Annotated in this window: 16 protein-coding genes; 2 read left to right on the top strand and 14 right to left on the bottom strand. The window is 52.2% G+C overall.

Features of this window, described 5'->3' with window-relative positions; genetic code table 11:
• Window positions 1-29 precede the first annotated feature (29 nt).
• The 12 genes from GYMC10_RS11430 to leuC form a co-directional block, all read right to left on the bottom strand.
• Complete coding sequence (locus GYMC10_RS11430) at window positions 30-1,895, bottom strand: ABC transporter ATP-binding protein (protein ID WP_015734599.1); 1,866 nt, start codon at window positions 1,893-1,895, stop codon at window positions 30-32.
• Window positions 1,892-3,670, bottom strand: coding sequence for an ABC transporter ATP-binding protein (locus GYMC10_RS11425; protein WP_015734598.1), 1,779 nt, complete (start codon window positions 3,668-3,670; stop codon window positions 1,892-1,894). The genes GYMC10_RS11430 and GYMC10_RS11425 overlap by 4 nt, the downstream gene beginning before the upstream one ends.
• 542 nt (window positions 3,671-4,212) lie before the next feature.
• The gene (locus tag GYMC10_RS11420; RefSeq protein WP_015734597.1) at window positions 4,213-7,854 is read right to left on the bottom strand and encodes a dynamin family protein; all 3,642 of its coding nucleotides are present in this window, start codon (window positions 7,852-7,854) and stop codon (window positions 4,213-4,215) included.
• Window positions 7,855-8,057: 203 nt separating this feature from the next.
• Window positions 8,058-8,339 (bottom strand): hypothetical protein, encoded by a 282-nt coding sequence (locus GYMC10_RS11415; protein ID WP_015734596.1) that lies wholly within the window; start codon window positions 8,337-8,339, stop codon window positions 8,058-8,060.
• Between the two features lie 258 nt (window positions 8,340-8,597).
• A complete protein-coding gene (gene nth, locus GYMC10_RS11410; protein ID WP_009595169.1) occupies window positions 8,598-9,269 on the bottom strand; it encodes an endonuclease III in 672 nt (223 codons plus the stop codon).
• An 85-nt stretch (window positions 9,270-9,354) separates the two neighbouring features.
• The gene (locus GYMC10_RS11405; protein ID WP_015734595.1) at window positions 9,355-12,084 is read right to left on the bottom strand and encodes an S-layer homology domain-containing protein; all 2,730 of its coding nucleotides are present in this window, start codon (window positions 12,082-12,084) and stop codon (window positions 9,355-9,357) included.
• Between the two features lie 78 nt (window positions 12,085-12,162).
• Window positions 12,163-12,765: a GerMN domain-containing protein gene (locus GYMC10_RS11400; protein WP_015734594.1), complete on the bottom strand. Its 603-nt coding sequence runs from the start codon at window positions 12,763-12,765 to the stop codon at window positions 12,163-12,165.
• Window positions 12,766-12,803: 38 nt separating this feature from the next.
• Complete coding sequence (locus GYMC10_RS11395) at window positions 12,804-14,189, bottom strand: N-acetylmuramoyl-L-alanine amidase family protein (RefSeq protein ID WP_015734593.1); 1,386 nt, start codon at window positions 14,187-14,189, stop codon at window positions 12,804-12,806.
• A gap of 201 nt (window positions 14,190-14,390) precedes the next feature.
• The gene (locus tag GYMC10_RS11390; protein ID WP_015734592.1) at window positions 14,391-15,086 is read right to left on the bottom strand and encodes a GerMN domain-containing protein; all 696 of its coding nucleotides are present in this window, start codon (window positions 15,084-15,086) and stop codon (window positions 14,391-14,393) included.
• Between the two features lie 41 nt (window positions 15,087-15,127).
• Window positions 15,128-16,564 carry an N-acetylmuramoyl-L-alanine amidase family protein gene (locus tag GYMC10_RS11385; protein WP_015734591.1) on the bottom strand — a complete coding sequence of 479 codons (1,437 nt, stop codon included), beginning with the start codon at window positions 16,562-16,564 and terminating at the stop codon, window positions 15,128-15,130.
• Between the two features lie 237 nt (window positions 16,565-16,801).
• Window positions 16,802-17,404, bottom strand: coding sequence for a 3-isopropylmalate dehydratase small subunit (gene leuD, locus GYMC10_RS11380; protein ID WP_015734590.1), 603 nt, complete (start codon window positions 17,402-17,404; stop codon window positions 16,802-16,804).
• Window positions 17,405-17,424: 20 nt separating this feature from the next.
• Complete coding sequence (gene leuC / locus GYMC10_RS11375; protein ID WP_036665580.1) at window positions 17,425-18,849, bottom strand: 3-isopropylmalate dehydratase large subunit; 1,425 nt, start codon at window positions 18,847-18,849, stop codon at window positions 17,425-17,427.
• A 184-nt stretch (window positions 18,850-19,033) separates the two neighbouring features.
• Here leuC and GYMC10_RS11370 point away from each other — a divergent pair, with 184 nt between their 5' ends.
• Entirely contained in the window at window positions 19,034-19,966 is a 933-nt protein-coding gene (locus GYMC10_RS11370) for a LysR family transcriptional regulator (RefSeq protein WP_015734588.1), read from the top strand.
• Window positions 19,967-20,099: 133 nt separating this feature from the next.
• On the opposite strand, the gene GYMC10_RS11365 is transcribed toward GYMC10_RS11370, so the two are convergent.
• A complete protein-coding gene (locus GYMC10_RS11365) occupies window positions 20,100-20,285 on the bottom strand; it encodes a hypothetical protein (RefSeq protein ID WP_009595149.1) in 186 nt (61 codons plus the stop codon).
• A 92-nt stretch (window positions 20,286-20,377) separates the two neighbouring features.
• Window positions 20,378-21,190, bottom strand: a complete 813-nt coding sequence (locus tag GYMC10_RS11360) for a carbon-nitrogen family hydrolase (RefSeq protein ID WP_015734587.1) — start codon at window positions 21,188-21,190, stop codon at window positions 20,378-20,380.
• 255 nt (window positions 21,191-21,445) lie between these two features.
• Between GYMC10_RS11360 and GYMC10_RS11355 the strand changes: the two genes are divergently transcribed.
• Entirely contained in the window at window positions 21,446-22,639 is a 1,194-nt protein-coding gene (locus GYMC10_RS11355) for a pyridoxal phosphate-dependent aminotransferase (RefSeq protein ID WP_015734586.1), read from the top strand.
• The last annotated feature ends 250 nt before the right edge of the window (window positions 22,640-22,889 follow it).

Genomic DNA, 22,889 nt, shown 5'->3' with positions numbered 1-22,889 from the left:
CGTTTTGTTAAACCTTTGTTAAGCCGTTTTTACAAAAATCGGTATTGTGCTTCAATCAGCCCATGATATGTCCCCTGCTTCTGCATAAGCTGGTCGTGATTTCCTTCTTCGATGATCTTCCCGTGATCCAGCACGACGATATGATCGGCATGGCGGATCGTTGATAATCGGTGCGCCACGATGAAGGAGGTACGTCCCTGAAGCAGCACTTTAAGGGCACTCTGGATTTTTAATTCCGTCTCGGTATCGATACTTGCCGTTGCTTCATCCAGAATCAAAATCCGCGGGTCGGCAAGGAGCGCCCTCGCAAAGGATAGCAGCTGCCGCTGCCCCATGGACAGCATGTTACCGCGTTCCTCGACCTCGGTATCGTAGCCGCCCGGCATCTGGACTATAAACTCATGGGCGCCCACAGCCTTGGCCACGTCTTCAATCTCCTCATTGGTCGCATCCAGACGGCCAAAGCGGATATTATCCCGAATCGTACCCGAGAATATAAAGGTATCCTGCAGCACGATGCCGATCTGATTCCGGAGGCTTTCTACCGTCACCGTTTGAATATCGTACCCGTCGATGGTTAGCTTACCGTCCGTAATATCATAAAAGCGGCTGAGCAAATTAATGATGGTACTTTTGCCTGATCCGGTATGACCGACCAACGCAATCGACTGGCCTGCCTTCACGTCCAGATTGATGCCTTTTAGAGCCTGGCGTCCTTTTTCGTATTCAAACACCACATTCTCCAGCTTGATGTCCCCTTTAATGGTCGGCAATTTCTTCGCGCCAGGCTGATCATCGATGCTCGGCTTCTCGTCTATGAATTCAAAGATACGTTCGGACGATGCCATCGCGACAAGCAGCTGGTTATACATTTGGCCGAGCCGATTGATCGGCTCCCAGAAGTTCCCGACATATTGGGTAAAGGCAATCAACAGACCGATCGTGAGCTCGCCTTGCTGAATCAATACGGCACCAAGCCAGAACAAGATCAGGGAACCGAACCCCCCGGTAATCTCGATAAGAGGCCCAAACCCTTGGTTCATGGCCGACGCCCTATCCCAGGACTTTTTGCTGTCCAGGTTCATGTTATCAAAAAATTTCATATTTTCTTCTTCTTGCGTATAAGCTTGGGTAACGCGGATTCCCTGAATGGATTCGTTCAAGTGGGAGTTTATCCGCGAGTTCCGGATCCGTACTTCCTGCCATGCACGCCGGATGCGCACACGGAGTTTTGTAGAGATAAAGAACATGATCGGTACCGTCACGATCACGGCCAGGCCAAGCTTCCAGTTAATCAACAGCAGGATGACAACGATGCCGACCAGCTGTACGCAGTCGATGATCAGATTGACAACCCCGTTCGTAAACAAATCCTGCAGGGAGTTGACATCATTCGTAACGCGAACCAGCACGGATCCCGCCGGACGCTTGTCAAAGAAATTAAAGGATAGGCGCTGTATATGCTGGAACAAATCTGCTCGAAGGTCATAGATAACCCGCTGACCAATGATATTCGTAAACTTGATCCGGAATATCCCGGCAACCCATTGAATGATATACATCGCCAGAACGGCGATCGTAATCTGATACAGCAGGGTCAGGCTCGGATTTCCTTCCTTCGGGTCAATGGCCTGGTCAATAGCCAAACTCGTCAGGAATGGAATGGCAAGCTTCGTAATCGTGCCGATAATCATCATGAGCCCGATCAACGGGAGAATCTGTTTGGCATATGGTTTCATATACGAGATCAGACGCGTCAGCTGCGTCCAGTTAAACGGCTTCTCGATCGCATCGTCGTCCTTGTATACAAAACGTTCATTGGTTTCTTCCGAAGGCTTCCGCGGCCTCGGAATCTTTTGCTTCTGATGCGGTTCAGTATTTACATTGGCGTTCATGCTTGCACCTGCCCTGGCGTACCTCCTGCTTGAGCTTGCTTCGCAATCAGGTCCGCATATTGTATTTTGTACACATCCTGGTAAGGTCCCGGCACCGCAATCAAATCGTTATGCTTGCCGCGCTGCACGACTCTACCTTCATCCAGAACGAGAATTTCATCCGCATGACGCAAGGAAGAAATACGGTGAGCGATAATAAAGGTCGTTCTGCCGTTCATGACTTCCTGGAAACCGGATTGGATTTCATGCTCTGTTTCCATGTCCACTGCGCTGGTGGCATCATCCAGGATCAGGATTTTCGGGTCCTTCAGAAGGGCACGGGCAATCGCGATCCGCTGCTTCTGTCCGCCGGAAAGACCCATCCCCCGTTCACCGACAATGGTATCGTAGCCATCCTTCATTTCCATAATGAAGTCATGTGCCTTGGCCAGCTTGGCTACCCGAATGATTTCATCCATGCTGACGTCCTTCATCCCGTAAGAAATATTGTTGCGGATGCTGGACGAGAACAGGAAAGTCTCTTGGAAGACCGTTGCAATCTGGCTGCGCAGACTCCGGACCTTAATATCGTTGATGTTCACGCCGTCTAATTTGATGCTGCCCTGATTCACGTTATAAGCATGCATCAAGAGCTGGATAATGGTTGACTTTCCTGAACCTGTTCCCCCCAGCAAACCGATCACGGAGCCGGGACGAGCATCCAGATTGATATCTTTGACAGCAGCCATCTTGTTGCCGTAAGCAAAGGTGACATTGTCGAACACGACATGACCCTTCACCTGGCTTGGCACCAAATCTACCGCACGCTCACGGTCTTCGACATCAATGGGCTGATTCAACAGCTCCAGCACCCGTTCACCCGAAGCCTTCGACTGCGTATAGTTGTTAATGTGGAACCCGATCCCCCAAAGAGGTCCGATTATGTACCAAATTAAGGTGAAGAATGCTGCCAGCTCCCCTACCGTCATGGAACCTTGGATAACCATGGCGCCCCCGACGGCAAGCAAAATGACGACGCTGACATTCGCAAAGAGCTCCATCATCGGGAAATAACGGGCCCACAGGGAAGAGGCGAATATCTGATTGGTTTTGTAACGCTCATTCCGTTCGGAGAATTTCTCCACTTCGTGAGGCTCGCGAGCAAAGGATTTAACGGTACGAACACCCGTAATATTCTCCTGCACCGCGGTAGTCAGCGAGCTGAGCGCCAGGCGCATCTCCTGGAACGCCGGATGGATCTTGGACTCGAATTTCAGAGCTGCGAACACCAGAAATGGCATCGCTACCAAAGTAACCAGCGTCAATTTCCAGCTGATGGTGAACATCATGATGGAACCGAAAGTCACCATCAGTACGAGGTTGAGGAGTTGGGCAAAACCGAAGCCGATAAACATCCGGATTGCTTCCAAATCCCCCGTCAGCCGCGACATCAAATCCCCTGTCCGAGCCGTGTCGTAATAGCGGAACGATAGAAATTGCAACTTTTCATAGCAGGCGTTTCGCAACGAGTAAGCCAGGTAATTCCCCAGCCTCCCTCCAAAGAATCCATGCAAAAACTGCATGAAAGCTTTAAGGATGACCACGCCCAGCACGGTGAGTGCCAGCTGCGGTACGATGCCGTAATTCTCCAGCTTGATTGCATCGTCAATCAGCACTTTTAACAGCTGCGGATAGACAAGACCTAAAGCGGTTGCAATCGCCAGACACAGAATGGAAAGAAAAAGATAACTTCGTTTCTCCCAAAAGAAGCCCTGCAGTTGCCTGAGAACATTCATGTTTATCCTCCTTTGGATTTTTTACGTTCAGGTTATGTAGCATTTATGAAGTTTATCATCGACCCGAACCCGCGGCAAAGAGAGAAAACCGTCATAAATGAGCCAAAAGGACCTAAAGGGGGCAAATAGTATAACTTATCATTGTTTCATGATGAAATCATCGGGAATTCTCATCATTACTAGGGGATATAATCACATTGTCAGTCCCTTCAACCGTTAGGCTTTATCCGCTATTTTCGACTTTTTTGAACATGCTTGAAAAAGGGTAATATCCTAAGCTGGTTTCATCCTATTCGCGTTCGCTGCAGCGGATAAAAATATGCCATATCGTCCTATGCCGCTTTCATCAGGAGAGCGGTCCATCGATAATAATAGGACGAAAGACGCCCCGCCACGGATGGCATATGGGACGTCTTTCGATGGTTCAACATGTGATTGGCGTTCATTCATCCGGTAAAAGGGAACGGGCCTTACCGGAAGTTCGCACCATGCTTCTATTCTATTGCAACTCTTGCTTCATGCTAGACGGGAATGTTCCGTCTTTACTGCGCTGACTTCATCATGGCTTCCAAATCATCCGCCAGTTGACGCCACATCAACGGAGACTGGCCGTCCTGCAGCGAACCCAGTATGGCAGCCATGGATTCCTTCAGTTGTTCCTCCAATGCGGATACATGATGCTGCAGTGAACGTTCGCTCATTCGAACATAGTGGTCCGTCAGCTGCTCTTCCCGCAGGCCGACCACACCCGCCACGGCTTCCTTCACTTTCGGCTCAGCCGCTTCGCGCAGCTTGGAACTTCCGCCGCCCTCAAAGAAATGTTTGGGATTCTTAAAGGTCGACCAGAAGGTTAGCCAATCCCCTTGGATTTGCAGCTCCGTTTCGTCCAGCTCCGGCGGTGCCCAGTCCGGATCCCGGCGTATGGCCAGTGACAGACCCTCGGCCATGCCGTTGATATCGGCTGCGGCCTTAAATGCCGCGGCTTCGGTTAATTTGCGGCCGGCCGTCTCCAAACGAAGCGTGGTGGCCCATAGTTCCTGATCCAGCTCTACGGACATCGTTCGCATCAAATCACGTCCGCAAGCCGCAAATGCCGATTTCAAATGCCCTGCATCCTCCCGAAGCACGGAAGGATTAAACGACTCCTGGAAGAAACGGTTCATGGCATAATCCAGCCGCTGCCGCACGTGAAACAGCAGCTCGCTGCTTTCTTGACCGATGTCGCGGGCCATTTCCTGCTCCGCCAAAGCGTTAAGGCGGGCCATGGCTTGGTTTTGCACCTCTTCCAGCTCCCCGATTTTCCGCTTGCGCGTGGTCTCATCCTGAGCGGCCATTTCAGCCCACCCCCGGATACGGTCCCTCACAGAAGCGATCTCATCATAACCGGCACGCTGGGACAGCCTTGGCAGCTCTTCCACCGCAAATCGGCCCAGCGCTTCTTCGAAAACAGGGAATCCCGATGCCTGCAATTTCTCCTCGTCCCCTTGCCGCTTATTGTCCAGCGCAGCCAGACTGGAGACGGGGAAGATATGCGGGCTGCCTACGCCGCTGGCTGTAAGATTGGTGCGCACATGCTTCACCACTTCATTCAGCTCGTCTTCGGACTGAGCTAGATCAGCCGCATTGACGATAAAGAACATTTTATCCAAGGCAAAGCTGTCTTTGACCCGGCCCAGCTGGGACAGGAATTGCCGGTCCGCTTTGGAGAACGCATGGTTGTAATACGTTACGTAAACAATCGCATCCGCATTTTTAATATAATTGAAGGTGACGCCGGTGTGCCGGGCATGCAGGGAATCCGCTCCCGGCGTATCCACCAGCACGATCCCTTGCTCCGTCATCGGACAGCTGTAATACAGATCGATCCCGTCGACAAAGCAGGATTTGGTTTCGTCCGCCACGTATCCCCGATATTCGGCCAATTCTACCGTTTCCGTGGTGCCGAGCCTGGACTCCATCTCATCCCAACCGGAGGCGGCGGCCTTTAGGAACCCGTAATGCGGCAGGCCTGCCGGGTGAATTCCGGCCGGATTCAAACCTTCAGCCACGCTCCGCCAATTGGCCGGACTCGGTTCTTGGAGACCCAGCACGCCGAAGGAATACTTCAAATCGTCCCACCACATATCGCGGCTCTTCATACGCACATCTGCGGTACCATGTGATCTTCCTTCGGCCGGTGCCAATATGCGGTTCACCGCCGCCGTTGTCGGATGCGGCGATACCGGCAGGACCGACTCGCCAAGCAGTGCATTGGCGAAGGAGGACTTTCCGGCGCTGAACGCTCCGAACAGCGCCAGGGTGAACGAGCCGCCCGCAAGCGCATCCGCGCGGGCGGTCAGATCCCGCGCGGCCGACGCCAGCGCGGGGTGCGGCGCCAGCAGCGCCGCCGCTGCGCGCAGCTCGGCTGCCGCGGCCTCAAGCCGCTGGCGCCGCTGCGGTGCCGCCTGCGCAGCGGCGGCCCGGGGCGCCGTGCGCCCTTGCCCCGGCTGCGCCGCCGGGGCGCCGCCCTGGGCAGCCGCATGCGCAGGCTGCCCCTCCGGCTCCCTCACCTCCGGCAGGAGGCCGGGGGTGAGGGAGGTGCGCGGCGGGAGCAGCTCGGCCAGCTCGGCCGCGCGGGCGGCTTCCGCCTGCTGCAGGGCTGCGTAGCTGGCGGAAGCCGCGGATTGCGCCAGGAGCTCGGCGCCCTGGCGCTCCAGCTCCTGCAGACGGACGGCCGCAGCGTCCGTCAATGCCGCCTTCAGCCGGTCGGCAAGCACCAACACGGCCATGCGGTAGCTGCCCTTGATTTCCTCGGCCAGCTCCCGGTTATAGTTCAATACATATTCGCCCGACACCGTGGCTTCGGGATTCACGGTTCGCGTAATCATATCCTCCCGCACGCCCGGAAGTTCGGCGTCCATCAAACGTTCCCATTCGGCATTCCATTCCGCATGCTGCTCGACGCTATTGCGGAACAGCGAACGCAGATGCCAGTCGACCTGCGAAGAGGTCTGCTCCTCCAAACGATGATGGAAGGCCTCCAGACGGCGACGGCGCTCTTCCTCCGTCTTGCCGCCCGAGAAGAGGAACCCGACCTTAAAGCCGGATTTCCGGCTCTCCAGGAAAGATAGGCTTAAATCCCGAACATCCGCCGGCGTTAGATTGGCATTGGCCAGCAGCTTATCGGCTTCCTTCCGGAGTTCTGCGCGAACCGATTCCGGCAGCCCCGCTACGGTTCTTTTTTGTTCTTCCAGCTCCTGCAAGCGCGCTTGCAGCGCCGCTGCGGCCTCCTCGCCTCCCATTTCCTCCAGAAGCCGTTCCTTCTCCTCCTGATGACTGCGGGTATAGGCTTCCACATGCTGATCCGCAGCATGACGAATGGAGCAGGAAACGCTATGGCGCAGCAGCGGCTCCTTCCGGGATATCAGTTCGCCGATCAATGACTTCAGCGTCTCCCATTGATTATAGGGATGGTCCTGCACTTTTAGCGAGGTGCATAACAACCCTTTGTACGTGATCTTCCACTGGGCGAATGCCTTCTTGACGTCGTTCAGGTAAGAAGACAGCGTCAGCTCGTCATCACGATGCTTGTCGATCTGATTCACGATCAAATATAGCGGCTTCCCCCAATCCGACAGGCTCTTGGCAAACATCAGATTACTCTCCGATTGCACATGATTGTAATCCATGACGTAAAACACGATATCCGCCATATGCAGAGCGGAATGGGTCGCTAGCCGATGCCCGTCGTCGGTCGAGTCGACGCCGGGGGTATCCATTAATACTCCGTCCGCGCCAAGCAGCGGCACGTCATCCCACACTTCAATCGCGGAATACTCCCGGCCCTCCTTGCAGTATTCCGCAAGTTCGTCGATCGTTACCTTGATAGGCTCCCCATGGTCCGCGACAGTCCGGTGAATCAATGCCCGGGGCTCGCCGCTTCGAATCGTGACCACATTGGCACTCGTCGGTACCGGACCCGAGGGCAGCACCTTTTTGCCGCAAAGCGCATTGATCATGCTTGACTTCCCAGCTGAAAAATGACCGCAGAAGGCAAGCGTGAGCTCGCCGCCAGTACCCTTGCGTATCAAATCCTCGGTCAATGCGGAGGAAGACTCGTCGTTCCAGTCCAAAAAGCGGTCCCGGACTCTATTTAATTCCGTCATGCTGTATCCGATTTCATCAGTCATCAACTTCAATGTCATTTCTCGCTCCTGTCCATTGATCTCTCCATCTCTGACACCATCTGTTCACATCATTTTATTTTATCACCGCTTGCGCCGTAAAGGAATCATTTCATGACCGCCGTTTGTCCCGTTCTATGCAAAATGGCAGGCCAAGGAAGAATCGCTTCCTTGCCTGCCATGGGTTCAACATCTCATTTTTTAAAACATCAAATTTGAAGAACTTAAGATACGACGGTGTTCTCTTCTGCCGGAATCAAAATTTCGAACACGTTTCCGTGCTGCAAAATGGTTAAACCGCGAGACTTATCGCGCATCACGACCACTTCCGGCTTCTGAGACATACGCTCCAAATAATGCTCGGGAGCATCCCCGGAGTGGCTGAACGTCACGCCTTCCACTTCCTGCTCTTCATTCTCGCTCAGTTGGTTCTGGCTCTCCACCACATGTTCAAAAATATCCGAGAACAATTCAAAATTGTCGGTGTAAACAGAGATGCATTTCATGTGTAATCCCATCCTCTTTTAAATTTAGCTCCTGCTGATCCGGGGTGCATTCCTTTTTCACCTTGCGAATATCCGGCATTTCTATTCGGTCACAGTTGTTTCCAGATTTCCATTCGCCCATGCGGCCGAAATAGAAATCCGGAGACAAAGGCAAGCGCGCTGGCTTGCTTGCAATGATGCCCATTCGCCGGCTGTCAAAGTTCGGTGTTCTCCCGAATCAGATGAACTGTTTCTTTTTTTGTCTGTTTCTTGCTGGTGTTACGGTTGTTCCTTATTCTTCCTGACTGCTAAGGTTTTCATACGTTTCTTTCCTTCGCGGCAAACATCCAGCAGCGGGCATACCGGGCATTGCGGATTTTGAGCTTTACAGTGGTACCTTCCGAAAAAAATGATCCGATGATGCGTCATCGTCCATTCTTCACGCGGCACCCGCTTCATCAGCTTTTTCTCCACTTCCAGCACGGAATCTTTCCAAGCAGCCAGTCCAAGCCGTTTGGATACCCGCTCCACATGCGTATCCACCGCAATGGCAGGCACGCCAAAGGCGTTGGAAACGACGACATTGGCCGTCTTGCGTCCAACCCCGGGCAATTTGACCAGCTCGTCATGAGCCTCCGGTACTTCCCCGCCATACTGTTCGATCAGAATCCTGCACAAGTTCTGAATATGTTTGGCCTTGTTCCGGTATAACCCGATCCGTCTGATATCCTGCTCAAGTTCCTCGATCGGTACCGATACGTAATCCAAAGGCGTTTTGTATTTCTGAAACAGATCCTTTGTTACTTTATTTACCGTTTCATCCGTGCACTGGGCGGACAGCAGCACGGCGATGGTCAGCTCAAACGCATTGCTGTGATTCAGTTCGCAATGTGCATCCGGAAACATGCTCTCCATCGTGTCCAAAATATGCCGCACCGTTGCCGCATTCATATGATTTCCCTCCCGCAAAAAAAAATCTTGATGCGGAAATCCCCGCATCAAGACGGTGTTTCTCGAGCAATCCCAGGTCGATAATTTACTGTTTTACGATCTCAACAACGACACCGTTGTTTAAGTACAGTACAATATTATCATTTTCCTTAAGGGATTGCACGGACAAAGTCGTGTCACCTTGATGAACAAATACTTTATCGGATAACGTAAATCGGTAATTATCGTTAATCGATTTGCGTTTCACTTGAATTTCGGTGTTGTTCGCCTGCCAGAACGCACGCTCGATCTTCTCCAGGACTTGGATGATCGTTACGCCTTGAATGTCTTTTCGAATCTCTACGCGATCTCCCTGCGTCAACGTGCTTAAGTTCGAAGCCGTCGAACCATTCTTGACGACCTTGACGCCGCCGCTTACGCCTAGGGTCTGGCTGTTGCCCGAATGATCCTTCACGGTCAATACATTGCCCGAAGCATCCAAGCTGGTGACTTCGCCAAGCGTCAATTTGACTTCGGCAACCGAAACAGCCGTTAAGCCTTGAAGCGTAATATTAACGAGAGTTCCGGGACGCAGGTCTGCAAGCAGGATCGCTTGTCCGCTATCGCCGGTCAATGTTGCTTTGTCCGTGTAAATGTCGCTTGTAGCGCCATTCGCTTTCACTCGAATGCGGTTTTTCGCCGGTTCGGTGAATACGACCTCGAACTGCGCGGATGTCTTAAGTTTCAGGCTCTGCAAGTAATCCTGGTTGGTCGACAGCTGCGCCGAAACCTCGTCGCCGACACGCACGTCCGCCAGGGAAGCGTTCGATTTGCCGAAGATTTCTACAAGCAGCGTGCTGTTGTATGGAATTTCCTCCACTTTTCCGTTGGCGGCCACAATCGATATCACTTTCTTGGCTGTGTTAATGCTGCTGATTTTACCTTCAACTTTATAAACCACTTCCAGTGAAAGCGCACGGGTGCCAATGAGCGATACGCTGACCTTGCGTCCTGCTCCGAGCAGCGGCTCCACTTTATCCAGCGTTGTTCCGTTGCTCGATTCCAGCTTCGTCTTATCGTCCAGGATGATGACGCGAGGCTGATTGTTAGCATCCTTGACGGTCAGCCAGTGCGTCTTCGCATCGTAATTGACGATGGTGACGGCATCCAGCTGTTCCATTTGACGGCCCGTTACTTCGATCTTCGTGATTTTTTCCTCGCCATTGATGGTCAGCGTCACTTGATCGCCGGATACGGCGTCAGCGAGCAAATCGGACAAAACGGGCTTCGCCACGCCACTCATAATAATTTCCGGCTTCTCTGCCAGAAACTTCGTTTCGAGCTGCGTGCTTCCGCTGCGCTTATACGTGATGGTTTTTCCATTCTCTTCAACAGAATACAGCATCGCCTGTATCGTACGGTCGACGCTTTGCGTGACCTCCACCGATTGAAGAATGCTGTTTTTTACCGTGAAATTCACGGCATAACCATTCTTCAGCTCCGCCGGTGACAGAATTTGATTCTGATAGCGAATGACGGTAGCATCGTCCCACGTGTACGTGTCCTCATAACCGGTGCTGTCCTTAAGGGTTACTCTTTTGTTCGCCGTGTCCACGTTTTGGACGACGCCCGCTCCCGTCTTGTTCACCAAGCCGCTCTTCACGCGGATCGACACGATTTTTTTCTGCGGGCTGTAGGTTTCGCGCTCAATGGTAAGCAAGCTGCCTGCAGCAAGCGTCTTCGGATCGATTTGGATACCGTTCTGGTCCAGGAAAACCGTGCTTGGCTCGTAACTCAGCTCTTCAAATGTACTGCCTGTATCAAGCCAAATCACGTTGTTCGGAGACAAACGGGCATAGGTGCGGTCAAACCGCTCCACCTGCTGGGCTGGATCCGTAATTTCCACGTAAGCAGCGGTTCCGTTATTCGCGACGACCACCGCTTGCGTGTATGGATTGATGTCCGAAAACTGCAATCTTTTCTCCGAATCGGACGCAAAATAAGCCGTGGAAGAATCCAGCTTGAATGAGTTCAGCTTGCCGTCGGCATACAGCTCCAGCTTGCCGTTCTCAATCGAAGCGATGGAGCCTTTGTACTGATTCTCGTAATTCGTGGTAATGTACGCTTGAGCCCGGCTGAAGAACGTTGCAAGCTGGGCACGGGTAACCGCCCCTTGCGGATCGAATTTGTTTCCGTTCACGCCTTTGGCAAGGCCCAGCTCAACCGCCACATTAACGTATCCCAAACGATCCGGGGATATCTTGGCGTTGTCCGCAAAGCCTGTCGCTTTATTTTTGGCGGCATTGGCCTCCGCGGTACGTCCAATGGAACGGACAAGCACTTCGGTTATCCATTCCCGGGATGCTTTCTGCGCGCCCCAGATGACTTTCTCGTCCGTGTATCCGGATTCTTTTTGCTTGTCGAGCAGGTTTTGCTGAAAAGCCAGTTCAACATACTTCGTAAAATAATCGTTCACTTTAACATTTGTCGGTAATGTCGCAGCGCCGCTGCTTAATTGATCCTGCATGCTTAAGAACCGGATCGCCATCGTCACAGCTTCCTGCTGCGTTACAGGATCGTTCGGACGAAACTTTCCGTTATTCCCGGTCACGATCCCCTGTGCTGCTAATTGATAAATGTACTTTTCTCCCCAATAACCGGCATTCACGTCGCTGAATACGTTAACGGCCGTTTGGGGTGCATTTGCCGTTGTCGCATTTGCTGCTTCTTCATCTGCCGAGACGATCGAAGCTCCGCCTCCGAATGCTATAAGTCCGGCCATGACGGCGGAGACCACTTTTTTGGAATGAACATGTTTGCTGTGTCTAAGTACCATTTTCTTTCCCCTCTCAATTACTACTGCTTCATCATATACTAATATTCGACAGCAGATCGTGATCTCCTTCAACCATCATTACCGAGTCATTGGATTTTCTAAATCGACATGCCCCATCAACGATTCGGTCTGCTGACCATCGACCAGAATTTGAAGTGATTTTACTTCGTCAAACTGGAAGAACGTTTTCTTGATGGCATCGACGGCAAACGACTCGCCGCCTGCACCCAAGTTGGCTTCGTCAGGGACCGTCACGTCGAGCGTCAGAGCGCCGTTCTCGAATTTCAACGAATTCAGCTCGATTTTCTCCCATAGGGGAACCATGTCGGCCTTATCGCTCTTTTGTAATGCTTGATATGCGGCTTCGTATTTTTCCTGATCTTCCTTATACGAGATCTCTGCCGAGCCTTCAACCAGCTCCATCAAATCCGGGTCCGTATAGTAAGCTTTAATGCTCTCCGTTTTGGCTTCCGGCGCTGTCGCTTCATTGCCGCCGTTCCCTGTTGACGTGCCCCCCGAACCGTTCGATGTTCCCCCATTGCTCTGTCCTGTCTGATCATCAGGTGCAGGTGTCACTTGCTCCGGCGTATCGTCCGGTGCTGCTCCGGGTTTCTGTCCGCAACCGGCACCAATCAGCATAACGGCTGCCAAAAGTCCGACTGCCCAAATTTTTTTATTCAAAATAGCCACCTCCTGCAATCACGATCACTGTCGTATCGTTAATCAACCTTCAAATAATTTTTGATGCCTCTGACAATTGCCTCGGCTACCCGATCCTGTGTTGCCGGATCAAACAGCTTGCTCTCATCGGTCTTGTTGCTCAGGAACCCGACTTCCAGCAGGGCGCCAGGCATCTTGGTCTCGCGAATAACATGGAAGTTGCCGTATCTCACTCCGCGGTCTTTTAAACCCATGGCCTTCACGATTTCTTTATGAAGGGCATTCGCCAGCGCTTTGTCAGATTCATTGTAATAATACGTTTCGGTTCCGCTTGCAGTGGATGGGCCGCTATTAGCATGTATCGATATGAAAACATCAGCCTTCAGATCATTCGCAATCTTCGCGCGATCCTTCAGCTCGAGGAAAGTATCGTTACTGCGAGTCAAAACGACTTCGATATTTTTTTCTTTGGCCAACAACTTCTCAACTTTCAGCGCCATCGCGAGGTTGAAATCCTTCTCCCTCTTCTTCGTTACCCCGATCGCTCCCGGATCATGATCTCCATGACCCGCATCAATGACCACGAGTTTCTTTCCGCCCGTACCGGGTTCCGGCGAAGGGTTAGAGGTCGTGTTCAGATCCACAATGAACAGGCCCGATCCGTTCTCAAGGCCTGATACGGTGTAGTTCTTGGCATAGTTCAGATCAATGACGATCCGCACGGTCATCGGGTTGCTGTTATACAGGGAGTAACGGACGGCTTTGACGTCCGGGTAACCCGACACCGTCATCTGGCCGCTCTTCGCCACGTCATCGAAATCGGCGTTGCTGCTGAAAGTCTCGGAGAAATTCGTGTTCGCCATATCAATGACGATACGGTCCGGACTGCTGAGCTTCGATACCTTTGGCTTCGCATTGCCCGTAACGGCGACCATCAGCCTGTTTTCGCTGAAGCTGAGGCCGTCCACGGTCGACGTAGCGACGCCGGGTTCTTCGCCAGGGTTACTGCCATCGTAAGACGAGGTAAGATAGACTGCCTTCTGCGTGTTATCCCATCTTACTTGAAGGCCCATTTGCTCACTTACAAAGCGAATCGGAACGAGGGTCGTTCCGCCTCGAAGAACAGGCGCCTTCGTCATTAGAACACGCTGGCCGTTTATGTCGGCATACTGACTTCCAATCACCATCGTCACTTTCTGCCAGGCGTCTTCAACCGTTACCGTCTTCGCTGCCTTGTTCCAATTCACGTTAAAACCGAGATTTTCGGAAATGACACGGATCGGGACCATGACGGTACCGTTGTTGTTCTCCACCTTCACGCCAGATGACAGATTGATTTGTTGACCATCCAGGTAAATCCTTGCGCTGTACGAACTCGCATCCGCCATTTTAGGAAACGCAATCATGATGACAACGAGAAACATTAAAAAACCGAACTTCTTCATCCTTCACCCCTACCATCCTATTATTTTGCCATAGATTGGCGTTTCTGCACTCGGCCTGTCCGACATCACCTGACAACCTATAGACGCTTAGACTCACTGAAAGTTGCGAAATTGTTCCCTATTTACCAAAAAAACACCTATTTCGACAAGCGAAATAGGTGTTTAGTCCTTCATATGAAATTCAGAATTAGTTCCTTTGTTCTATTTTCGAGTCATAGGATGCTCCAGCTCAACATGCCCCATTAAACTCTCAATCTGATTACCGTCTACAAGCAATTCCAAGGACTTCACTTCATCGAACTGGAAGAACGTTTTTTGCAAGGCATCAATCGCAAACATTTCCCCTCCAGCTCCAAGATTCGCCTCTGCCGGCTTGGTGATATCCAGCGTCAATGCTCCGTTGTCGAACTTAAGTGATTTCAGCGTGATTTTATCCGACCATAATGGATTCAGTTCGGCATCTCCGCTCTTTTGAAGACCTTCAAAAGCTTTCTTATATTTATCCTCTTCGCCCGAGTACGTGATCTCTTTGCTGGCTTCTTTCAAATCCATGATCTCCGGGTCCGTATAATAGAGTTTAATATTCGCTTTCTTCGCTTGATCCTCCGCAGCGTTCACGTCCTTCGTATCGACTGGCGTACCTGTACTTCCAGCGGATGTTTTCTCCGGCGGCGTGCTTGTTCCTTCGCTCGCGTTCACGGTAGTTGCTTCGGCTTCGCCCTGCTTCTGATCATCCGCCGCCTTGTCATTGCCCGGTTCGTCCTGCGGCGTCTGTACTTGTCCAGCTTCAGTATCCGGACCCGTCTCGGCGGGGGCCGCAGTCGGCTTTTGTCCGCAGCCGGCACTAAATGCAAGCAGAAGCGCCAGCAATCCGGTCATCCAATATTTTTTGTTCATGGCTTGTGTCCCCCTCTAAGTTACATCAAATCTTGTACACATTATTGTACTTTAAGATATTCTTTAATACCCTCTACAATACCTTGTGCAACACGATTTTGGAAATCGTCTTTAAACAACTGGGCTTCGTCACCCTTGTTGCTCAAAAAGCCAATCTCGAGCAGGACAGCCGGCATCGTCGTTTCCCTCGTAACATGAAGGCTACCGTATTTAACTCCACGATCTTTGAGACCTGTCGCTTTTGCAAGATGTTTATGGATCACATCCGCCAATGACTTGCTGGAATCTCTCGTATAATACGTTTCCGTACCGCTGGGACTGCTGGACGCGTTGCTGTTTCCATGAATGGACACGAAAATATCTGCTTTTAAATTATTTGCGATTTTCACGCGATCGCTGAGCTCAAGATGTGAATCGTCGCTGCGAGTCATCACTACATTGATATTCTTTTCTTTTTTGAGCAGTGCTTCAACCTTAAGGGAAATATCCAAATTAAATGATTTCTCCGTTTTTCCCGTAAGGCTGATCGACCCCGGCTTGATACCGCCGTGACCGGGATCAATGACAACCGTTTTCTTGCCATTCCCGGTAACCGGCGGCACCGGCGGTACGAGAATTTCGCCCTCTGCGTTCAGATCAACGATGATGATGCCCGATTCCTGGGTCACCGCATAATTCTTAGGTCCAGTCAAATCCAATACGATACGCACGGTTGGCGGGTTGTCGCTGAACACGGCATATCTAATATTCGTAACGTCGGAATAATTCGCAGCTTCCATACTGCCGCCGTTCTGCGCGTTCACGGCATGTCCGCTTAGGAATGAAGCAGAGTAGACGGTGTCCGGAAGATCGATAACAATCCGGGCAGGCCCCGTCATGCTGAACACTTTCGGCGTCACGGCGCCTTCTGTTGCTATCATGAGACGGTTGTCGCTAAAGCTAAGCCCTGTAAGCGTACTCTTGTTTCCGGTTTCCACAGGCGGAGGCGTTTGATTGCCCGGATTGCTTCCTTCACCTGGATCAATCTCGGCCCCGGTGGTAGGCAGTGCGGCGCTTGAAAGGTACACAGCCTTCGATTGGTTGTCCCATTTCACGTCAAGCCCCATCTGCTCGCTCACAAACCGGAGCGGCACAAGCGTGGTAGGCCCGTTCAAGACAGGCGCCAAATTCAAATCTACCTGGGCCCCGTTCAGCTCTGCCTGCTGGCTGCCGACCACCATGCGGACCGTCTTCTCGCTATTTTCAACCGTTACGGTTTGGCTGGCCTTCTCCCAGCCTACCTTGAAACCGAGATTCTCGGATACCACGCGTATCGGAATCATCACATTGCCCTTCATGTTGGCTACCTGGACGCCCGAAGACAAATTCAATGGTTCCCCGTCAAGAAATATGGTCGCACTTGAAGAACTGGCCTCGCCGCTCTTCGGAAACGCCAGCAAGAAGACTATCAACACCATTACAAACCCTAACTTCTTCATGAATCCACCTCGATCATCCCATGATTGAATTTGAAAAGCAAATCTAGCAAAAAAAAACTTAAACTATGTAAATCAGTATTCCCGTATGCATGCTTCCGGACAAATACTGACATCAAACGTTGATCCATCGTGGCTGCCGCTGCATATTAATTCCATAATACCAAAAAAAACTTCCATTTCCTACACAGGAAATGGAAGTTTAATAATCTTGTAACCTTTTGAAGCCTGATTGCGAAATTAGGCGAACAAGCGCTCCCCATGTTTTTTCTCGTAAGCATCGATTGCACTTTCATGCTGCAGCGTCAAACCGATATCGTCCAATCCTTGAAGCAGGAATTGACGACGGTGCTCGTCGAGGTCAAAGTCGATGTGCAATCCCTGATCATCGGTAATCGTTTTGTTCTCCAGATCCACGTTCAGTTTATAGCCTTCGTTCGATTCCGTCCGCTGGAACAGCTCTTCGACCTGCTCCTCCGACAATTTGATCGGCAGAATTCCGTTCTTGAAGCAGTTGTTGTAGAAAATATCAGCAAACGATGGAGCGATGACCACGCGGAACCCGTAGTCGAGAATCGCCCAAGGCGCATGCTCGCGGGAAGATCCGCAGCCAAAGTTGGCACGCGAGATCAGGATGGTCGAACCCTGGTAGCGGGGCTGGTTCAGCGAGAAGCTGTCGATATTGCCTCCCTCTTCATCAAACCGCCACTCGTAAAACAGAAACTGTCCAAATCCCGTGCGTTCAATCCGTTTCAAAAACTGTTTAGGAATAATTGCGTCCGTATCTACATTCACCCGGTCGACAGGTGCGACAATACCGTTTAATTTCGTAAATGCTTGCATAAACTTCTCCTCCGTCCTTCTTAGCTCACAACTTCTTCGGCTGCAAAGTTCCAATCACGTACATCCACGAAGCGTCCTTTAACCGCAGCTGCCGCTGCCATTGCCGGCGATACGAGATGCGTTCTGCCCCCGCGGCCCTGGCGACCTTCGAAGTTCCGGTTGGATGTGGAAGCGCAGCGCTGTCCAGGCTTCAGTACATCCGGATTCATCGCAAGGCACATACTGCAGCCTGCTTCGCGCCATTCGAAACCTGCCTCGACGAAAATTTTGTCGAGCCCTTCTTTTTCGGCCTGAATCTTCACTCGGCCCGATCCCGGAACGACGATGGCGGTCACATTGCTGGACACTTTATGTCCCTTCGCTACAGCTGCTGCTGCCCGCAAATCCTCGATGCGTCCATTCGTGCAAGAACCGATGAAGACATAATCGATCGGAATCTCGGACATCGGGGTCCCTGGCACAAGCGCCATGTATTCCAGCGCCTTCTCCGCTGCCTTGCGCTCGTTCTCGGTCTTGAAGTCTGCAGGGTTAGGAACCGTCGAGGAAATGTCGGTACCCATTCCCGGGCTCGTTCCCCAGGTTACTTGAGGGATCAGCGTTTCCACGTCGAATTCAACCACCACGTCGAACTCGGCGCCTTCGTCTGTCACAAGCTCTTTCCAAGCTGCTACAGCAGCATCAAAAGCTTCGCCCTGCGGAACATATTGACGTCCGCGCAAATATTCAAACGTCGTTTCATCCGGAGCGATCATGCCCGCTCTGGCTCCGCCTTCAATGGACATGTTGCACACCGTCATACGCTCTTCCATCGACAACTCGCGGATGGCTTCGCCCGTATATTCGATAACATAGCCTGTTGCAAAATCGGTTCCGTACTTCGCAATGACGCCAAGGATCATGTCCTTCGCCGTTACGCCCGGATTGCGGCGGCCAACAAAACGAACTTCCATGGTTTTCGCTTTAGCCTGCTGCAAACATTGGGTTGCCAGGACGTGCTCAACCTCGCTCGTACCGATACCGAACGCCAGCGCACCGAATGCGCCGTGAGTGGATGTGTGGCTGTCGCCGCACACAATCGTTTTGCCGGGATGCGTCAAGCCAAGCTCAGGGCCCATAACGTGCACTACGCCTTGGTCAATCGTGTCCAGATCGTACAGGGTAACGCCAAAATCCTGACAGTTCTTGGTCAGGGTGTCGATTTGCTGCTTCGAAATCGGATCCGTGATGTTAAAACGGTCTTTCGTCGGTACGTTGTGATCCATCGTGGCGAAGGTAAGTTCCGGGCGGCGCACTTTGCGGCCGCTGAGACGCAGACCTTCGAAGGCTTGAGGGGAAGTCACCTCGTGGACCAAATGCAGGTCGATATACAAAATACCCGGCTTGCCTTCTTCCTGATGAATCACGTGGTTATCCCAAATTTTTTCGAACATTGTCTTCTTACTCATCATAATCACCCCATTGTTCTTTACGTCCATGAGAAGATAATTGCTTGAGTCCCTTATCCCTATTGGGAAGGCCTACAACGCATCATCTTTACGTTGATAGTAATATATCATTTCCTTCTTCATTGTTCCAAGATATAATATCTATAGATGTAATAGGATTCAGCTATAACGGAGTGATGCTTACATGGAACTGAGACAACTGCAATATACGCTGCAAATCGCGGCGGACAAAAACTTTTCGCGCGCCGCGGAGAAGCTTCATATCGCCCAGCCTTCCCTGAGCCAGCAGCTTTCCAAGCTGGAGAAAGAGCTCGGGGTGCTGCTGTTCCAGCGAAATACGAGCAACGTCGAGCTTACCCATGCCGGTGCCAGCTTTGTCGAGCATGCGCAGAAGATCATGGACGCCGTCGAGCAGCTGAAACAGGAGATGTCGGACATCTCCCAGCTACGCAAGGGGAAAGTCGTCGTTGGCAGCATGCCGATAACCGGCTCTCATCTGCTGCCCCGAGTTTTGCCTGCTTTCAAAAAAGGATATCCGGATATCGAAATCACCCTTTTGGAGGACTCCTCCATGAATCTGGAGAAGCTGACGGCGAGCGGCAAGGCGGATCTCAGCCTGCTTGCGCTGCCCCTGGCGGAGCCGTCCTTGTCCTGGATTCCGATCGGCGAGGAGATGATCGATTTGGCGGTTCCTCCCCAGCACCCGCTTGCGCTGCGGGCGGCCTCCGATCCCGTACGCCCCATTACGATCGACGAAATCCGGAACGAAGCGTTTGTCGTGCTCAAGAAGGGTCAGGGCTTCCGGAAGCTTACCTTCGATATATGCCGGGAGGCCGGCTTCGAGCCGAACGTTGTATTCGAGAGCAGCAACATCGAGACCCTCCAGTCTCTGGTCGCTACCGGGATGGGGATTACGCTGGTTCCCCGGTTCATTGCCCGTGCGAAACGCAGCGAGTTTATTCCGGTATATCTGCCGCTCGCGGATCCGGTGCCGAGCCGCACGCTGGTCGTCGCTTACCGAAACGGCCGGTATTTGTCCAAAGCGGCGGATGCGTTCATCGACACGTTCAAGCAGGTCATGGACAAGCTTGTGGTAGAAGGCGTTCAAGATAAATAATCGCAAATGAATGCAGTTTAAAACGAATAATAAGCAAAGAGGCACAGCCATCGTCGAACGACAAACGGCTGTGCCTCTTTTTCTTTTTCACCTGAAAGCCAAAAGATTACCCATGATCATCATAAACCGAACCCTATTTGCGCAAATTATGCTGGTCGATCATTCGGTTCTGTTCGTCCGCGGTACGGGACTGATCCTGAATCGATTCGTTTTTCCCGTTCCCGCCTCCGGCTACGCTCTCAACAAAATTGCGGAACTGCTCTTTCTGTTCTTGTTCCTGTTCATTGTTTCGGCTGTCGAATTGGTTGTTCTCTGCCATGATTCAAAGCCTCCTCTCAGACGGATTACCCATAGTATACCCGCCGCTGCCCAGATGAAACTTCATATTTGGAGGTTTGGATCTTACATGTTCTATTGGACATACAAATGAGGCCGACGGTCCTCAAAAACCGGTATGCGTCCTCTCACTTCATCCGTGAGCTTGCAATCCAGCGTGCCTGTCACAATCGTTTCCCGCTCATCCCCTTCGGCGATGATCTCGCCCCATGGGTCAATGATCATGGAATGACCGAAAAAGTCCGTTTCGCCGCTGGTTCCTACGCGATTGCAGGCAACGACATACATTTGGTTCTCGATCGCCCTGGCGATGAGCAGCGTTCTCCAATGATGCAGCCTCGGATGGGGCCATTCCGCAGGCACGAACAGCACTTGAGCGCCGCCGAGCGCGAGGGTGCGGGACAATTCCGGAAACCGGATATCGTAACAGATCGACGCGCCCGCCTTCATTTCTTCCAGATCAAAGGTTACGGTCTGCTGTCCGGCTTGCAGGAACTTCTCTTCGTCCATCAGGCGGAACAAATGGATTTTGGAATATTTGGCGATCTGCTCCCCGTTCCGGTTAAAGACGTACATGCTGTTATAAATCCGGTCTTCAATCCGTTCGGCTACGGAACCGCCCACGACTTGGATGCGGTGTTTTCGAGCAAACTCGCTCAGCATCGAAGAGGTTTCTTGCCCCATAGGGTCGGCGAGCTCTTGGATCCGGTCCAGCGCATATCCGGTATTCCACATCTCCGGCAGCACGATCACGTCCGGCTTATGGTTCGCAGCTGCCGCCTTCTCCATCATGCCGAGCATGTTATCCATGTTGGCCTGGACGTTGCCTATTTCAATGTCAGCTTGAATAAGTGCGATATGAAGCTGAGCCTTTGCTTCTCCAGTCATCTTGCAGCCTCCCGTTGTTTGAGTTGAATCCAAGGGCGGCCTCCATGCGATCATGAAACGCATAGGCCGGTTCTTCTTCCAGGGTTCAACCTTCTCTTATATGTCATCATCATAGCCTCTCCAGCGCCGCTGCTGCAACACCCTAGCCCCATTTCCCTCTATACACCCCTGATAAATCGTGTTAAATTAATCCTAATTGTTTTCCATTATAGACGTATTTAGAGTGTAATCAGATAACGGAGTGATGAACCTGCAATGAACAAAAAGCCAGACGTTTTCCACATAGAGCCGGCCGAGATCATGGCCCAGCTGCCTACGCAATTTTTCGCGACCCTGGTCTCCAAGGTAAACCGCCAAGTGTCTCAAGGGCATGATGTAATCAATCTCGGCCAGGGAAATCCCGATCAGCCCACGCCGCCTCATATCGTATCGAGCCTGAAGGAGGCGGCCGACAATCCGCTGTTTCACAAATATTCGCCTTTTACCGGCTTTTCCTTTCTGAAGGAAGCCATCGCGCATCGATACAAGGAGGACTATAACGTCGATCTGGATCCGGAAACGGAAGTCGCCATTCTGTTCGGGGGAAAAACCGGGCTGGTGCAGCTGCCGCAAATCCTCCTGAATCCCGGGGATGTCTGTCTTGTCCCGGACCCGGGTTACCCGGATTACTGGTCAGGCGTTGCTCTCGCCCGCGCGCAAATGAAGTTCATGCCGTTAACCGCAGATAACCGCTTCCTTCCCGACTATGGCGCTATATCGCCTGCAGACCGGGAAAAAGCGAAGCTGGTGTTCCTGAATTACCCGAACAACCCGACATCCGCCGTCGCTCCTTTATCCTTCTACGAGGATACAGTGGCATTCGCCGCCGAACACGGGATTGTGGTAGCCAGTGACTTTGCATATGGGGCGATCGGTTTTGACGGAGACCGTCCGGTCAGCTTCCTGCAAGCGGAAGGCGCCAAGGAGGTGGGCGTGGAATTCTACACCCTCTCCAAAACCTACAATATGGCAGGATGGCGCGTCGGCTTCGCCCTGGGGAACCGAAACATCATCTCGCTGATCAATATGCTGCAGGACCATATCTATGTCAGCCTGTTCGGCGGCATCCAAGCGGCTGCTGCTGCGGCTCTCACCTCGTCGCAGGACTGCGTCGACCAACTGGTGTCGCGCTACCAGTCGAGAAGGGATGCCTTCTTCGGCGCCCTGTCCGAAATCGGGTGGCAGGCCCCGAAACCGGCCGGCTCCTTCTTTAGCTGGCTGCCCGTGCCGAAGGGATACACCTCGGTATCCTTTGCCGACTTGCTGCTGGAGGAGGCCAAGGTGGCCGTCGCGCCTGGCGTAGGCTTTGGGGATCACGGCGAGGGGTATGTCCGCGTCGGCCTGTTAAGCAGCGAGGAACGAATGCGGGAAGCCGCCTACCGGATTGGCAAGCTGAACCTGTTCGGCTAACCTAATTCCTTTTGAAAAATCAAAAACGATGTGCTATTCTTGCAATAACAATCGAATGCAGTTCCCAAACGCAAAGACGGGACCAGTACGAAAGCATGCGGCACGATGATCAGAGAGCAAATTCCATGGGCTGAAAGAATTTGCCGTGACCCCTTTCCGAATCCTACCCCCGAGCGGCCTGGCTTGCCAGGACAGCGCCTTCTGTTACAGGGCCAAAGCCGGATGAGCTGCGCTCATCAATAAAGGTGGT

Origin of the sequence: Paenibacillus sp. Y412MC10 (assembly GCF_000024685.1) — a bacterium.
Lineage (GTDB): Bacteria > Bacillota > Bacilli > Paenibacillales > Paenibacillaceae > Paenibacillus_AQ > Paenibacillus_AQ lautus_A.
The sequence above is the reverse complement of the archived record's forward strand: the minus strand, read 5'-3'. Positions and strand labels throughout refer to the sequence as shown.

Coding starts and splice junctions, on each gene's coding strand:
- GYMC10_RS11430 (WP_015734599.1), bottom strand. CDS start 1,895: ATGAACGCCAATGTAAATACTGAACCGCATCAGAAGCAAAAGATTCCG.
- GYMC10_RS11425 (WP_015734598.1), bottom strand. CDS start 3,670: ATGAATGTTCTCAGGCAACTGCAGGGCTTCTTTTGGGAGAAACGAAGT.
- GYMC10_RS11420 (WP_015734597.1), bottom strand. CDS start 7,854: ATGACATTGAAGTTGATGACTGATGAAATCGGATACAGCATGACGGAA.
- GYMC10_RS11415 (WP_015734596.1), bottom strand. CDS start 8,339: ATGAAATGCATCTCTGTTTACACCGACAATTTTGAATTGTTCTCGGAT.
- nth (WP_009595169.1), bottom strand. CDS start 9,269: ATGAATGCGGCAACGGTGCGGCATATTTTGGACACGATGGAGAGCATG.
- GYMC10_RS11405 (WP_015734595.1), bottom strand. CDS start 12,084: ATGGTACTTAGACACAGCAAACATGTTCATTCCAAAAAAGTGGTCTCC.
- GYMC10_RS11395 (WP_015734593.1), bottom strand. CDS start 14,189: ATGAAGAAGTTCGGTTTTTTAATGTTTCTCGTTGTCATCATGATTGCG.
- GYMC10_RS11390 (WP_015734592.1), bottom strand. CDS start 15,086: ATGAACAAAAAATATTGGATGACCGGATTGCTGGCGCTTCTGCTTGCA.
- GYMC10_RS11385 (WP_015734591.1), bottom strand. CDS start 16,564: ATGAAGAAGTTAGGGTTTGTAATGGTGTTGATAGTCTTCTTGCTGGCG.
- leuD (WP_015734590.1), bottom strand. CDS start 17,404: ATGCAAGCATTTACGAAATTAAACGGTATTGTCGCACCTGTCGACCGG.
- leuC (WP_036665580.1), bottom strand. CDS start 18,849: ATGAGTAAGAAGACAATGTTCGAAAAAATTTGGGATAACCACGTGATT.
- GYMC10_RS11370 (WP_015734588.1), top strand. CDS start 19,034: ATGGAACTGAGACAACTGCAATATACGCTGCAAATCGCGGCGGACAAA.
- GYMC10_RS11365 (WP_009595149.1), bottom strand. CDS start 20,285: ATGGCAGAGAACAACCAATTCGACAGCCGAAACAATGAACAGGAACAA.
- GYMC10_RS11360 (WP_015734587.1), bottom strand. CDS start 21,190: ATGACTGGAGAAGCAAAGGCTCAGCTTCATATCGCACTTATTCAAGCT.
- GYMC10_RS11355 (WP_015734586.1), top strand. CDS start 21,446: ATGAACAAAAAGCCAGACGTTTTCCACATAGAGCCGGCCGAGATCATG.